This is a genomic window from Lachnoclostridium sp. An118 (assembly GCF_002160985.1).
Lineage (GTDB): Bacteria > Bacillota > Clostridia > Lachnospirales > Lachnospiraceae > Claveliimonas > Claveliimonas stercoravium.
Genome location: NZ_NFLQ01000002.1, coordinates 175812 through 189711, shown reverse-complemented (window position 1 = coordinate 189711; position 13900 = coordinate 175812). Strand labels below are relative to the sequence as shown.

Annotated in this window: 13 protein-coding genes; 1 reads left to right on the top strand and 12 read right to left on the bottom strand. The window is 55.1% G+C overall.

Annotation, left to right across the window (positions count from 1 at the left end):
* Position 1 precedes the first annotated feature (1 nt).
* Together B5E62_RS02605 and B5E62_RS02600 are read right to left on the bottom strand one after the other, a co-directional pair.
* Positions 2-1696, bottom strand: a complete 1695-nt coding sequence (locus B5E62_RS02605) for an alpha-amylase family glycosyl hydrolase (protein ID WP_087173190.1) — start codon at positions 1694-1696, stop codon at positions 2-4.
* 21 nt (positions 1697-1717) lie between these two features.
* Positions 1718-2746, bottom strand: a complete 1029-nt coding sequence (locus B5E62_RS02600; protein ID WP_087173189.1) for a sugar ABC transporter substrate-binding protein — start codon at positions 2744-2746, stop codon at positions 1718-1720.
* Between the two features lie 193 nt (positions 2747-2939).
* Between B5E62_RS02600 and B5E62_RS02595 the strand changes: the two genes are divergently transcribed.
* Entirely contained in the window at positions 2940-3239 is a 300-nt protein-coding gene (locus B5E62_RS02595; protein WP_087173188.1) for a DUF1292 domain-containing protein, read from the top strand.
* On the opposite strand, the gene B5E62_RS02590 is transcribed toward B5E62_RS02595, so the two are convergent.
* From B5E62_RS02590 to trxB, 10 genes are all read right to left on the bottom strand, one after another.
* Positions 3236-5098, bottom strand: a complete 1863-nt coding sequence (locus B5E62_RS02590; protein WP_087173187.1) for an ATP-dependent helicase — start codon at positions 5096-5098, stop codon at positions 3236-3238. The genes B5E62_RS02595 and B5E62_RS02590 overlap by 4 nt on opposite strands.
* Positions 5099-5101: 3 nt before the next feature.
* Positions 5102-6562, bottom strand: a complete 1461-nt coding sequence (gene gltX, locus B5E62_RS02585) for a glutamate--tRNA ligase (RefSeq protein ID WP_087173186.1) — start codon at positions 6560-6562, stop codon at positions 5102-5104.
* Positions 6555-7310, bottom strand: a complete 756-nt coding sequence (locus B5E62_RS02580; protein ID WP_242957692.1) for an SIR2 family NAD-dependent protein deacylase — start codon at positions 7308-7310, stop codon at positions 6555-6557. The genes gltX and B5E62_RS02580 overlap by 8 nt, the downstream gene beginning before the upstream one ends.
* 84 nt (positions 7311-7394) lie before the next feature.
* The gene (locus tag B5E62_RS02575) at positions 7395-7880 is read right to left on the bottom strand and encodes a threonine/serine exporter family protein (protein ID WP_242957691.1); all 486 of its coding nucleotides are present in this window, start codon (positions 7878-7880) and stop codon (positions 7395-7397) included.
* Positions 7877-9109 (bottom strand): GNAT family N-acetyltransferase, encoded by a 1233-nt coding sequence (locus tag B5E62_RS02570; RefSeq protein WP_087173185.1) that lies wholly within the window; start codon positions 9107-9109, stop codon positions 7877-7879. Before B5E62_RS02570 ends, B5E62_RS02575 begins: the two co-directional genes overlap by 4 nt.
* A gap of 168 nt (positions 9110-9277) precedes the next feature.
* Positions 9278-10429: a glycine/sarcosine/betaine reductase complex component C subunit alpha gene (grdD, locus tag B5E62_RS02565; protein ID WP_087173184.1), complete on the bottom strand. Its 1152-nt coding sequence runs from the start codon at positions 10427-10429 to the stop codon at positions 9278-9280.
* A gap of 13 nt (positions 10430-10442) precedes the next feature.
* The gene (grdC, locus tag B5E62_RS02560) at positions 10443-11981 is read right to left on the bottom strand and encodes a glycine/sarcosine/betaine reductase complex component C subunit beta (RefSeq protein WP_087173183.1); all 1539 of its coding nucleotides are present in this window, start codon (positions 11979-11981) and stop codon (positions 10443-10445) included.
* Between the two features lie 68 nt (positions 11982-12049).
* Positions 12050-12520, bottom strand: a complete 471-nt coding sequence (gene grdA / locus B5E62_RS02555; protein WP_081957934.1) for a glycine/sarcosine/betaine reductase complex selenoprotein A — start codon at positions 12518-12520, stop codon at positions 12050-12052.
* 53 nt (positions 12521-12573) lie between these two features.
* On the bottom strand, positions 12574-12891 hold the full coding sequence (trxA, locus tag B5E62_RS02550) for a thioredoxin TrxA (protein WP_033124535.1): 318 nt from the start codon (positions 12889-12891) through the stop codon (positions 12574-12576).
* 43 nt (positions 12892-12934) lie between these two features.
* A complete protein-coding gene (gene trxB / locus B5E62_RS02545; protein ID WP_033124534.1) occupies positions 12935-13879 on the bottom strand; it encodes a thioredoxin-disulfide reductase in 945 nt (314 codons plus the stop codon).
* Positions 13880-13900: the final 21 nt, after the last annotated feature.

Below are 13900 nucleotides of genomic sequence, written 5' to 3'. Positions count from 1 at the left end.
CCTACCGTCCCAGGAAGACAGCGATGGTCCTGTCCTTCAGGATCGCCTCCCTCTGGCAGTCCAGGGGCTTCTCCTTATCCAGGAGGCCCTCCTTTGTGTCTGCAGCCAGATACCACTTTTTCCCTTTTGGAAGAGCAGGCAGAGCAAACTCATGTTCCAGCCAGTGCATGTTGTAGGCCACAAAGCAGTCTTCATCCCCGGCCATCCTTCCGCAATAGTAAACTCCCAGCTGACGGCTGGACACCTCCGCCGGAGTCTGCCACGCACAGGTGCCGTGATAGGACACATCCGGCACGCCGCAGCTGATCTGGTCCATACCGAGCAGTTCTTTCTCCTGGGAAAGCACCGGGTGGGCTTTTCGCAGGGCGATCAAAGCCTTCACAAAGGAAAACAGCTTTTTTTCCCGCTCCAGACGGCTCCAGTCAAGCCATCCCGTAGGGTTGTCCTGGCAGTAGGCATTGTTGTTCCCCTTCTGAGTGTTGGCAAATTCATCCCCGGCCAGGATACAGGGGGTTCCCTGGGCCAGCAGCACCAGGAAGAAGGCATTTCTCCTCTGTCCTTCCCTGAGAGCCATAACAGCCTTCTTTCTGCTGGGGCCCTCAGCCCCGCAGTTCCAGCTGTAGTTGTAGTCCGGGCCATCCTGGTTGTTCTCGCCGTTGGCCTCATTGTGCTTGGCATCGTAGGAGACGAGGTCGTTCAGGGTAAAGCCGTTCTGGTTGGCAATGTAATTGTAGTAGCCCTCTGCGCCTGCCTGGCGGCGGAGCCAGTAGATCACATCTCCCACCATCCCCTCATCGCCTTTCAGGAAACGCCGCATCACGTTCTGGAAGCCGGTCTGGTGCTTCAGAAGCTTCAGCCCCCTCAGCATGGGGTCACTGTACACTCCCTCCACAGGCATCACATCGGGATTCAGGATAAATCCGTCCACATGGTACTCCAGCATATAGTGGCGCAGGCAGGCCTCCATATAGATCCTGGGCGTATTCCCCTCAAAGGGCATCTCCAGGACCACCTCTATCCCTGCCCTGTGGCAGGCCTTGACCATATCCTTCAGCTCGGTCACCGGGTCACCCGCCGCGTAGGCCGCCTTGGGCGCAAAGTAGTAGCCCGGCCCGTAGCCCCAGTAATTCACGTATTTGGAGGAGGGCTCAAACTCATATACAGGCATGCACTGTATCTGGTTAATCCCCAGCTCCACCATATAGGGGATCTTCTCCACCAGACCGGCAAAGGTCCCCTTGTTCTTCACGCGGGAGGAACTGTGCTTCGTAAACCCTCTGACATGGAGGCTGTAGGCCACTACCCTGTGCATGGGGATACAGGGCCTTTTGTCTCCCTCCCAGTCGTAATCGTCCACATACAGCACCCCCCTGACCTGGTGCTCCTCATCCGTCTTTATCTCATGGAACTTCTCAGTCCCGGACAGCTTTCCCGCATAGGGGTCCACAAAGATCTCCTCTCCGACCCGATAGCTATACTCGTATTCCCGGGCCGGGAAATCTTCAAGGGACAGGAACCGCACAGCCCCTGTCTCCTCATTCCGGGGCATGTCAATACACAGCTCCGGGTCCTTTTCACCCTTTTTGTAGAGCAGAAGCTCACACGTCTTCTCCGGCGGTGCCTCTACCGCGAAATTCACTCTGTTCTCCTTTACCTCCGCACCCAGCGGCCACGGTTTCCCCTCTTTTTTCGTCATTGTCCTTCCTTCCTGCTGCCTCTACTGCCAGCCGTCTGCTCCATACATTTCCACGTTGTCCTTTGTGATCATGTCAATGATCTCCACATAGTTCTCCTTCTCATACTCTCCGCCGTCCAGGACCGCCAGAGCCACGGACACAGCCTCTTTCCCCATATTGATGGGCGACTGGGCCGCAGTCCCGGCAATCTGCGTGTCGGATTTGAGAAGCTCCTTCTTGATGTCCGGTGACCCGTCCACTCCGTAGATGATCACATTGTCCATCCCCAGGAGGTTGACCGCGGTCTGGGCTCCCACGGCAATCTGGTCGTTTCCGCACATGATGGCAGTCACATCCGGGTACGCTTCCAGCGCTGCCTGGGCCACCTCCAGGGATTTCTCAAACTTTCCGTCTGTGTTCTCTCTGGCCACGACCTCAAAGCCCGGGTCCGCATCGGAGATAGCCTCCTCAAAGCCCGTGATCCTGTCATTGATGGAATTCTGGGTCGGGCACTCCAGTATCAGCACCTTCCCTCCCTCGGGGCATCGCTCCAGCAGAGCCTGTCCGCAGATCCGTCCCGCCTCCAGATTGTCTGACCCGACATAGGCGTCCACATAGTCCATCTCCTTCACCTGGGTATCCACATTGATGATCCTCACCCCGGCCTCCCGCAGAGTCTCCAGGGACGGAGTGATGCTCTCCCAGTTGACCGGGCTGAGGAAAATAGCGTCTATGCCTTCATCTATCATCTGCTGGATCTGGGATGCCTGTACATCCTCGTCTGTTCCCGGGTCCATGGTGATCAGCCTGTCCCCGTTCTCTGTCAGCGACTCCCGGATAGAGTTCTCCAGAGTAATGAAGTAGGGGTTTTCCATATCAATGGCGCTGAAGCCGAATGTATATCCCTCCTCATCAGCCTGGCCGTCCTCTTCTCCCTCCTCTTCTCCCTCCTCTTCTTCCTCCTGTACAGGATTGTCCTCCGGGCTTCCCACGTTCTTTTTACATCCTGCCGCTGACAGGATACAGACAAGGACCATGGCAAGGACAGCCATGAACTTCCGGTTTTTCATATATGCTCCTCCTTAATATCATCTCTTTTATCTCATACTTATCTAGTATTTTACAACATTTTGTATCATTTGACCAGTCCTGTATCCATGCGAGGGGCTGGCTCCGGATATGTCTTGCTTTTGCGGCCGCTCTCTGGTACAGTAAAGGCAGAGGAAATCTCTGAAAACATGACAGAAAAAGGAGAAATTGATAATGAAAGATCAGCAGAATGAAGAGATCACGGTAACACTGACACTGGATAACGACGAAGTGCTCGAGTGTGCCGTCCTCACCATCTACGAGGCAGGCGGCCGTCAGTACATCGCTCTCCTTCCGCTGGATGAAAACGGGGAAGAGGAGGGGGATGTATACATCTACCGATACATCGAGACAGACCCGGAAAATCCGGACCTGGAGAATATCGAGGATGATGAGGAATACGAGATCGCAGCCGACGCCTTTGACGAGTGGCTGGACGAGCAGGAATTCGAGGAAGATCTGGACGCCTTCTAGGCGTCCTTCTTCTTTTTCCCCCGGAGAAGAAGCTCTTCCACGAACCGGGAAGGCTCCGCGTCCTTTCCGTTTTTTGTTTTCACGTAGGTGATGACCAGCTTCTCCTTTGCCCTTGTCATGGCCACATAGAACATCCGTCTCTCCTCCTCTATCTCCTCCTCCAGCTTTGCCTTCTTGTAGGGCGTCACGCCCTCGTTGGCGCCCAGGATAAAGACTGTGTCAAATTCCAGCCCTTTGGCGCTGTGCATGGTCATGAGGCAGATGCCTTCCCTGTTGTCATCACTTTTTCTCCTCTGCTGCTCCCGCAGATTTCTGCCGTATTCATCTGTGAAGCGGAACCACTCCTCCATAGTCCGGAACGCCTGCGCGCTCTCCTGGATCTGCTCCAGCATCTCAAAGAGCTCCTCCTCCCCTGTGCGGCGGGCCCTGGCCCACTCCCGCAGGTAGTCATCGTACCCGATCCTCTTTCGGATGTACTGGATGGCGGCGAAGGGGGTCTTGTGCTCCATCATCCTGATATCCCACTCAAGCTGGTCGATACGGTCCTGCATCCAGTCCTTGTCGCAGTAGAATTTCCGCAGGTCCTCAAAGGATACCTCTCCCCTTTCCATGCTCTCCCGGCTGATATACCGCTTGGGACAGTTGGCGATATCCAGGAAATACTTCCTGTCCCGTCTGCCGCAGGCCAGCTCCATGTAGCTGCGTATATTCCTCCCGATAAAATGCTCGAACACGTTGCGCACATACTCCCGCATGGAGAAGGGCATGTGCCGCTCCATCATCTGGCCCGCCAGGATGCCCGCGTCCAGGTTCGTCCGGAAGAGGACCGCCATATCCTGCAGAGCCGTCCCCTCCTCCGCGCGCTTCTGTATGGCCGAGATGATATACCCGGCCTCCTCCGTGGGGTCCTTCACCTCCTGGACATGGACCAGGGCGCCTTTGTCCTTGACCGTGCGCAGCTTCTTCGGGTACCGCTTTTTGTTGTGTCCGATGACGCGGACCGCCCCCTTCAGGATATAGGGCGTACACCGGTAGTTCACATCCAGGAGCACCTTCTTTGCCCTCGGATAATCCTTGGGGAAGCCCAGCATGATCCCCGGCCGGGCACCCCGGAACTGGTAGATGGACTGGTCATCGTCCCCCACCACAAAGAGGTTGTTCTCCGGAAGAGCCAGCATCCTGAGCACCTCGTACTGGACCCGGTTCACATCCTGGAACTCATCCACGAGGATATAGCGGAATTTTTTCTGCCACCTCTCCAGCACATCCGGCCGGGTCTTAAAGAGCTTCCAGCACAGGAGCAGCATATCGTCAAAGTCGATCTTCCTCATCTCCTTCTTTTTTTCCTCGTAGAGCCTGCATATGTCCTGGAAATGCCGGGGACTGACCTGGGACTCGTACTGGGAGAGCCTGATCCCGCTGTTTTTTACCTTTCCCATCTCCGACAGGAGCCGCTCCAGATAGTCCTTCTCATCTTCTATCTCCATGTCCGGGCTCATCTGCGGCAGAGAGAGTATCTGCCGCAGCAGCTCCCTCTTTTCCTCCTCCGCCATGATATTGGCGGAGGTGAGCCCGTAGGCCCACTTCAGGATGCCGTAGTAGATGCCGTGAAAGGTTCCAAAGGTGACGGGAGACCGGCCTGCGCCCATGAGTCCCTCGAACCTCTCTTTCATCTGCCGGGCCGCATATCTGGTAAAAGTAATGACCAGAATTTCTTCTGGCCTTACTTTGCATTTCTCTATTAAATATCTGATCCTCGCCGCGATGGTGAGTGTCTTGCCGGAGCCTGGCCCTGCCAGGACCATACAGGGTCCCTCCTTATGGCAGGCGGCCTCCTGCTGCGCTTTGTTAAGCTGCATCTCCTACCTCTCTTCCAGTTTTTCGATCCCTTTGCGGATGCGGGCCAGAGACTCCTCTTTTCCCAGGACTTCCATGATCTCCGTGGCTCCTCCCGGTGTGCTCTGCTTGCCGGACACGGCTGTCCGCAGCGGCCACATCACATAGCCGATCTTGACGCCCTTCTCATCCACGTAGGACTTCAGCGTATTGTAGAGCGCGTCGTTGCTGTAATCCTCCTGGCTCTCAAGAAGCGGCAGCGTCTCCCGCAGCACTTCCAGAGATGTCTCCTCATTGGTCTTCATCTTCTTATGGCAGTACATGGAGGTGTCGTACTCCGGCAGCTCCTCAAAGAAATCAATGTGTTCCCTGATATCCGGGAAGATCTCGATCCTTGTCTTCACAAGAGAAGCAATCTTCTTAAGATCCATGTCTTTTGTGATGACCTCTTTGATGTAGGGCTCTGCCATCTCATAAAATCTGTCAAAATCCATAGCCTTCAGGTACTCGCTGTTCATCCATTTCAGCTTCTGAATGTCGAATACAGCCGGAGATTTGCTCATATGGCGGTAGTCAAAGGCCTCCACCAGCTCCTCCAGGGAAAAGATCTCCTGCGTCCCCTCCGGGCACCAGCCAAGAAGAGCCACATAGTTGACGATGGCCTCTGACACAAAGCCCTGGTCCAGCAGATCCTCGTAGGAGGAGTGACCGCACCTTTTGCTCAGCTTCTTGTGATTCTCGTCCGTGATAAGGGGACAGTGCACGTACACCGGCACATCCCAGCCAAAGGCCTCGTAAATGCGGTTGTATTTGGGGGCGGAGGACAGATACTCATTTCCCCTGACCACATGGGTGATCCCCATCAGGTGGTCGTCCACCACGTTGGCAAAGTTGTAGGTGGGATATCCGTCGGACTTGATCAGGATCATGTCATCCAGCTCCTCGTTGGGCACGGTGATATCCCCGTAGATCTCATCGTGGAAAGTGGTAGTCCCCTCTGTCGGCATGTTGATGCGGATCACGTAGGGCTTGCCTGCCGCCAGATTTGCCTCGACCTCCTCTTTGCTCAGATGGAGGCAGTGCTTGTCGTAGACCACGATCTCTGTTCCCGTCTCAGACACCTTGCTGCGCAGGGACTCCAGTCTCTCCTTGTCGCAGAAGCAGTAGTAGGCGTCCCCCTGCTCGATGAGCTGTTTTGCGTACTTTAGGTAGACGCCGGTCTCATTTCTCTCGCTCTGTACATAGGGGCCCACTCCCCCGTCCTTGTCCGGCCCTTCATCGTGGACAAGCCCGGTCTTTTCGAGCGTCCGGTATATGATATCCAGAGCACCCTCCATGAACCGCTCCTGGTCTGTGTCCTCGATGCGGAGGATGAAATCGCCTCCCGCATGCTTCGCGATCAGATAGGCGTACAGCGCGGTCCTAAGGTTGCCCACATGCATCCTGCCTGTGGGACTCGGTGCAAATCTTGTTCTTACTTTACTCATTGTCTTTCTCCATTTCTGTGATTATTTCTCCCAGCGCGTCATCCACCCGGCTCTGCCAGAAGATGTCCGCGTCTTTATTGGAAAAGTGGTCTTCTCCGTCTATGACGATCAGCTTATTCCCCTCATAGTAGCCGGTAAGCTGGCTGCACAGGAAGGATTTCAGGTTCGTCCCCAGAACGAGGAGCACATCCGCCTTCTGCATCTCGGTGGCCGCCCTGGTGATCACCTGGTTGTCCACCATCTCTCCGAAGAGGATGACATCCGGCCGCACCGCCTGCCCGCAGGTCTCGCACAGAGGTATCTTCTCCGAGTTCCTTATGTACTCTATCGGGTATTCCCTGCCGCAGTGAGGGCAGTAGTTCCTGAAAATGCTGCCGTGGAGCTCAATGACATTCCGGCAGCCCGCTCTTCCGGGGAGATGGAACAGCCTTCTTGTGATGATAGTCTGAAAGATTCCGGCCTGCTCCAGCCTGGCCATCTCATAATACCCCTTCCCGGGCGGTATGTCTACCGCTGAAAGGAGCTCATTCCTGTAAAAATCATAAAACTGCTGCTTCCGGGTAGAAAAAAAGGAGCTGGAAAAAATCTCCTCGGCGGAATACCCGTACTTTTCCTCGATGGCATAGGACTCTCCGCCGTCCCTCACCACCGGATAGCCGCTCTCCTCCAGCATGCTCCGCCCGCTCAGCACCACTGTGTATCTGCTGTCCCGCAGCATCTCGTAAATCGTTCCCGCAATACCTGACATGTTCTCCGCCTCCTTCTATATCTGTATCCGGACCGCAAAAGGATCCTAATATAGTTTTATTGTACCACACTTGATTTATGACAATCAAGCCTCTTTGGAGGCTTTGCGGAGTTTCCACCTCTTTTTCCAGTACAGAGGCTGGAAAAATTCCCTGGGGATGGACACGATGAACACGATGCCGAGCACGATGGCAAAGGCAACCTTCACCGCGCCGATCCCTCTCTGGGCCGCCTCTCCCAGCTGGCCTGTCACCAGGTAGTAGGCCGTGTAATACACGCCCGCCCCGGGCACGAGGGGGAAAATACCCGAGATCATGAAGATCGTGATAGGGCATTTCAGCCGCACAGTCAGCATCCGCGAGATGAGCACCACTACCAGCGCCCCGAAGAAGGAGGACACCGCCGCCGAGGCGTGTTCCACGGCCAGGCAGTAGACGATCCAGCCCATGGCTCCCGTCGTCCCGCAGCTGATATAGAAGCGCTTCGGCACATTGAACATGACGGCGAACCCTATGGTCCCGAAAAAGGCGCAGAAAAAATTCAGCAGTATATCCTGAACAGCACTCATCATATACCCACTCCTCCCATGATGTTCGTGTAGGCTCCCAGCGTAAAGCCGACGCCGATAGCAATATAGACAAAGACCAGGAGCGCGTCTATCATACGCACAGTCCCCGACAGGAAGTCGCTGTCCGCAATGTCCCGGATGGCATTGGTAAAAGCCATTCCCGGCACCAGAGGCATGATACCGCTGATGATCATGCCGTCCAGGTGAAGGACAGCCGGGAAGAAATGCCGGAACAGGAGGGCCAGAAAGGTGATGAGCACGCCTCCCACGATGTTGACGATGATCTTGGATATACGGAGCCTTTTGGAGGCCAGGACCCACACATACAGGAAGCAGCCTATGAGAAAGGCAGCCAGGCTGTCCATCACGCCCGCCCCCAGAAGGAACCCGAAGCATCCGCTTCCCATGCCTGCCGCAAGGATCTGCAGATAGCCCTTCGTGGGCGGGATCTCTTCAATCTCCTTCAGGCGCTCAAAGGCCTCGTCTATCCCCACGAGGCCGGCGGAAATCTCCCTGGAGAGGGCATTCACCTCCGCCACGATCCCAAGGTGGGAGGAGGACAGCGGGATATGCTTTACCCGGGTGTACGTATCCCCGTCACCGATCTTGATGCTGACGATAATGGCGTGGCTGAGAGTAAATATATCCACGTCCTCCACGTGAAAGCGCCCGCATATGTACTTGATCGTCTCCTCCACGCGGAATATCTCGCCCCCGTTCTTCAAAAGGATGCGCCCCGCCTCCAGGGCAAGGTCCAGCACCCTCTTTGGGTCCGCCTCTGTCTTCAGGTCCTTTTTCAGGTAGATCATGTCCGTCAGCAGCACGCCCTCATCCCGGATGGGCTCCCTGTAATTGGCCGTAAAAAAACCGGGCACGATGTGGGAGTGGACAAAGCCGCAGTGCTGGTAAAAGCGGATCGTCTTCTCCGTGTTCCCGGTCCCCACATACATGGTGTCGCACTGATAGCTGTATTTCTCGCACACATAGTGGACAAGGGCCGTGCCATACCCCCTGCCCTGAGCCTCCTCCCTGGTGGCCAGGTTCTTCAGCTCACATTTTCTTTTCCCAATCTGACAGACAACACAGACAGACTGCACCTGCCCCTGGTCATCGTATAACGCAAACATATCCCCGGAGTCCAGATACTTCTCTATCATGTCCTCCTGGGGATCTGCCAGCATCAGTAAATCGAGAAATGCAGTCTTCTGCAGTGTAACCTGTTGAATTTCCATCCCTTTTTCCGTCCCTCTATCCGCTGTTTCCATTTACAAGTTCAGCCTATTATAACACCATCCTTTCAAAAATGACAGAGGAATTTTGGACTGTTCTTACACAAAAACAATAGCAAAAGAGGAGGCGGCGTCCCGGCATACCAGACGCTGCCTCCTCTCCTTATACTTTTAGTTGATATATCCGGCCTTCTTCAGCTCCTCCTGGGCTCTGCCCAGGTTGGCGTCAGACACCAGGATGATAGGCCCTGTACAGCCCATGCCGCTCTCCGCATAAATCCCCAGCTTCCAGAGAGCCCGCACGCCGTCCTCCAGATCCATGATCTCGATCCCCGCGATCTGTGATGTCACCGGTTCCTTGGCCGGCGCCTTCACTTCCTCCTGCTCCACAGGCTTTGCAGACGCCTTTCTCGCTGCCAGGATATCCGCCAGGCCCGCCTTCTTGGCTGCGGCGAACTCCTCCTTCGCGATATCAAACACCTTACCTCTCAACAGCTCAGCCGCATAGCTCAGCGCCCCCTTGATGAGAGGCGCGCCGGAAGCCCTGGAAATGATCAGCACCAGCTGCTCATAATTTTCCCCAATACCAGGGCCGTAGCCAAATCCTGACGCCTCATAGCTTCCTCCTGTCGTGAAGGAGGAGAGCATCTTGATCAGGATATTCCCGGACAGCGAATCACATACCATAATATCCGCCGACCCCTGGAGCACATCGTTTCCTCTCATGACACAGCCTCCGTCCGCCCTGGCGGACTCGGCAAATGTGATATCGTACCCGTTCTCCTTCAACTGCTTCAGGGCGATCTCTGTCTGACGCGCCCCGTCCACGTTCAGGATCCCGACTGTGGGATGCTCCTTTCCGCAGGCTTTTGCGGCGATGATCCCGTAAATGGCATTTTTTATCATGCCCTCAATGCGGTCCGCGCTGGAGGTACCCGTAGTGGTGGCCACGAACATCTCTCTTCCCCTGGCAGGGGTGACGGCCCGGCCCACAGTGGAGACGCCGATGGGGAACGGGAAATGCATGGTGACAGCCCCGTCCACTTCCTTGTTCTTCAGGAGCTCCTCCATCTTCCTGTGTCCTTCATCCTCGTCCGCCACCTTCACCGTGGTCACGCCCTCCGCCTCAAGGGTGCCAATGTAATACACATCAATGCCTTCCCTGGCAGCCGCAACAGCCGCCTCCATAGCGTTCTCCTCGCCGTGTTCGCTTCCCATACCGGTGAGAGCGATCTTGGGCTTTTTCCCGAACCGGCCGCTCTCCAGTCCCTCTGCCATTTCCATAAAGGTGGAGGCGATTATTTTCTCAATATGATCAGCCATGTTCCACCCTCCTTTACTCTGCCAGAAGCGCTGCCGCGAACTCTTTCATGGCTTTTGCGATCAGCCCTTTTACTTCCTCTTCGGAGACGCCGCTCTCTTTCTTCTCCTGGTCTGCCGTATTGCCGTGGATGACAAAAGACACACCGTCAAAAAGATTGGTCATACGGCCAAGGAAAAGGCTTCCCTTTCCGATGATCATGGCATTCTTTATCTTTCCTTCCAGGATATCCTCCCTGGCAACGCCGATGTAAGGCACGCCGGAGGGGATATGTCCCTGGGTGGGCGCCCAGCCGGTCAGTCCGTGCTTCTTTGTAAAGTCTGCCAGCTCCTTGCGGTCCAGCTCTCCTCTCTTCACAGCCAGAGCGCCAATCATCTTGTAGTTGGCCAGAGGCACATCTCCTGCGCCCGCCGGCTTGGTGATATCCGGGTTCTGCATCTCCGGTGAATACTTGTCGATATCCGGTATCTTCATGCCCGCCCTGTCCAGAGGGTCAGCTACAAGACTGCCGATGACAGCCTGGGGAGCAGAGCCTGTTCCCACTGTGTGGCGTCCCAGCATATCCAGGTCGATTTCCGGGCTTACGCCGTCGTTCTCTGTGATGACAACGGCAAATCCGCCCAGGCAGTCCTCCAGGATGGGGAGGCCCTTTTTCACATGGTCCTTGCCGTTCATGCCAAGCTTGGCCGTGCAGCCGCCGCTGGTCACGACAACAGTCTTGTATGCGCCGGATTTCACCAGAGCCGCCGCCTCAATGACAGCATGGGTAGGCGCCGCACAGAAGCCTCTGGCGTCAGAGCCTGTGGCGTTCACAAGTCCTGCCACCTCTGCTGCCGCCTTTGCGAAGTTGCCGCCGCCTCTCTGGTTCATATCGCCGCAGGCCTCCTCCGCACAGTCGATGACGTACTCCACGTCCTCCTTTTTGATGCCCGCGTTGCGGACCGCGTAGAGGAGCGCCAGCACGCTGGACGCCTTGCTCATCAGGTTCTCGTGCATCACGTGGGCAGACAGGTTCTGGTCAATGTCGTGGGCGGCCTTCACACAGCCCACCAGTTTTCCATCGAAATACAGTCCTTCTGCATGCTCTTCATTTACAAACTGCTCGATCTCGGAAAGCTCCACACCCTCGTGCACTCTTTCCAGGATCTCTTCTGTGATCACCGGATCTTTTGCCAGCGCTTCCTTATGGGCTGCGACAAATCCCTTCTCCAGCCTTACCACCTCGAACATGTCGCTGGCCTGCACAAGGAGGAGGAACTCTTCCTCAGGCATGATCTCGCCAAATTTTCCGTAGCGGTCCGCCCCTTCCATCTTCTTGTCGTACCAGGGGAATTCCACTTCCGCCAGCTCCTCCGGATGGACGTTGCCGATATAGGTCTGGTTTGGCCAGTAGGATACCGCCTCCTCATATGAGCGGAGTTTTTCCGGCACTTCCTTCAGATACTCCGACTCAGGATTGACGATGCGCTCTGTCGTCTGTGTTGTTCCGTTATACAAAACCATATCCGGTGTATGTACTAAAATATAGCTTGCCCCTTTGATCACACTGTTCATGGGTTTTTCCCCTTTCTTCTTTTTTATCCATAATAAGCAGGGCGGCGGGGTGACACCGCCCCGCCCTCCTAGAATTTACAATATTGCTCTCTGATAGCTGTCATCTCGGAAATGATGTCATCTACATCGAGGACCATCTCCATCATGCTGATCTGCTCATCATAGACAGCCTCGTCAAATTCTTCCTTCATCTCCGGCTCGCATACGTGATAAACCTGAAGTCCAAGCTGGACTCCTGTCAATGGACCTGCGAAAGTAGGATCTCCCGCTGTAACAGTCTCAGCTGCAAGACCTGCAGCCTCGCCCTCTGCGGCTCCGAGAACTACAACAAGGTTCTCCGGGCCGTACTCGTCAGCGAACTCCTTTACTCTCTTCTGGTTTTCCAGATCCATTGCGCCTGCGCTCGTTCAGACGAAGCATTCCGTGGACGCGAATACCACTTCCCCGCCGGCCGTCTTTACACACTCGGCGATGGCAGGTCCCGGGATTCCGTCACGGTCTCCGATAACTATCACTTTTTTGTTTTCCAAAATAGCCATAATTATGCGTTCTCCTTTCTTATGTTGTTTTTTGCTGCTTTAGAATTTTATGATTAAAGATATTTCTTAATCATCGCTTCAATGCTCTCCGGTGTGCAGTCGTCTTTTACAAGCTCCTCGACTTTCTCTCCATCCTTGTAGATGGCCATTACCGGAAGTCCCAGAACTTTCTGGGAAATGGCAAGGCGGCGCGCCTTTGTGGTGTTCAGGGATGTGAATTTGATCTTGTCCCCGTATGTGTCTGCAAACTCATGTACCTTCGGCATAAGAGCCTGGCAGGGCACACAGCCGTCTCCATAGAAATCAACGAATACATATCCGTCAGCTTTCAGCACTTCTTCTTCAAATGTGGTCTTATCTACATCGATCATTGTTCTCTGCTCTCCTTTTCTTTCCAGATGTTTTTCCTGGTCTCTAAAAATAATCGGACAGGCTTCTCTCCACCTGTACAGCAGCGATGGCTCCATCCGCAGCTGCCGTCACTACCTGACGGAGGCTCTTGATGCGGACATCGCCTACCGCATAGACGTTAGGGATATTTGTGTGCATGTCCTCATCGGTGCGGATATAGCCTCTCTCGTCCATATCCAGGATGCCCTCAAACAGCTTGGAGTTGGGAACGGTCCCGATAAAGCCGAACACGCCGAACATGCCGTCTTCCTCGTCCGCCTCCACAGTCCTCACTTCGCCGGTCTTGACATTCTTCACCTTCATCCACTGGAGGATGTCGTCTCCTCCTAACTCCTCCACAACGCTGTCCCAGAAGAACTCGATCTTCGGGTTCGCAAAGGCCTTCTCCTGGATGGATTTGGCTGCGCGCAGCTCGTCTCTTCTGTGGATGATGGTAACCTTTCTGGCGAATTTTGTCAGATACATGGCCTCCTCCACTGCGGAGTCGCCTCCTCCTACGACAAACACTTCCAGATCCTCAAAGAAGTTGGCATCGCAGGTAGCGCAGTAGGATACGCCTTTTCCTCTGAACTCAGCCTCGCCCTTGCATCCGATGGGGCGTGCGTAAGCGCCGGTGGCAATGATCACATTTTTTGCCTGGTACTCATTTTTTGCGCTCTTCAGGATCTTGATCTCACCGCTGAAATCCACCGCGTTGATGGTGTCGGCAACACGCTCTGCGCCGAACTTCTCCACCTGCTGTGTCATTCTTGCGATCAGGGAAGGTCCTGACTCTCCTTCCACCATCTGACCGGGATAGTTCTCAATGTCATCCGTGATGGCGATCTGTCCTCCGTCCTGGCCCTTCTCGATGACCAGTGTGGAAAGGCGGCTTCTTCCTGCGTACAGTCCTGCCGCCAGACCACCGGGGCCTGCGCCCAGGATGATCACGTCATAAACTTTGCTCATCGGTAACATCTCCTTTTCTTT

Coding starts and splice junctions, on each gene's coding strand:
- B5E62_RS02595 (WP_087173188.1), top strand. CDS start 2,940: ATGAAAGATCAGCAGAATGAAGAGATCACGGTAACACTGACACTGGAT.
- trxA (WP_033124535.1), bottom strand. CDS start 12,891: ATGATCGATGTAGATAAGACCACATTTGAAGAAGAAGTGCTGAAAGCT.
- B5E62_RS02570 (WP_087173185.1), bottom strand. CDS start 9,109: ATGGAAATTCAACAGGTTACACTGCAGAAGACTGCATTTCTCGATTTA.
- gltX (WP_087173186.1), bottom strand. CDS start 6,562: ATGAGTAAAGTAAGAACAAGATTTGCACCGAGTCCCACAGGCAGGATG.
- B5E62_RS02605 (WP_087173190.1), bottom strand. CDS start 1,696: ATGACGAAAAAAGAGGGGAAACCGTGGCCGCTGGGTGCGGAGGTAAAG.
- grdD (WP_087173184.1), bottom strand. CDS start 10,429: ATGGCTGATCATATTGAGAAAATAATCGCCTCCACCTTTATGGAAATG.
- B5E62_RS02590 (WP_087173187.1), bottom strand. CDS start 5,098: ATGCAGCTTAACAAAGCGCAGCAGGAGGCCGCCTGCCATAAGGAGGGA.
- B5E62_RS02580 (WP_242957692.1), bottom strand. CDS start 7,310: ATGTCAGGTATTGCGGGAACGATTTACGAGATGCTGCGGGACAGCAGA.
- grdC (WP_087173183.1), bottom strand. CDS start 11,981: ATGAACAGTGTGATCAAAGGGGCAAGCTATATTTTAGTACATACACCG.
- trxB (WP_033124534.1), bottom strand. CDS start 13,879: ATGAGCAAAGTTTATGACGTGATCATCCTGGGCGCAGGCCCCGGTGGT.
- B5E62_RS02575 (WP_242957691.1), bottom strand. CDS start 7,880: ATGATGAGTGCTGTTCAGGATATACTGCTGAATTTTTTCTGCGCCTTT.
- B5E62_RS02600 (WP_087173189.1), bottom strand. CDS start 2,746: ATGAAAAACCGGAAGTTCATGGCTGTCCTTGCCATGGTCCTTGTCTGT.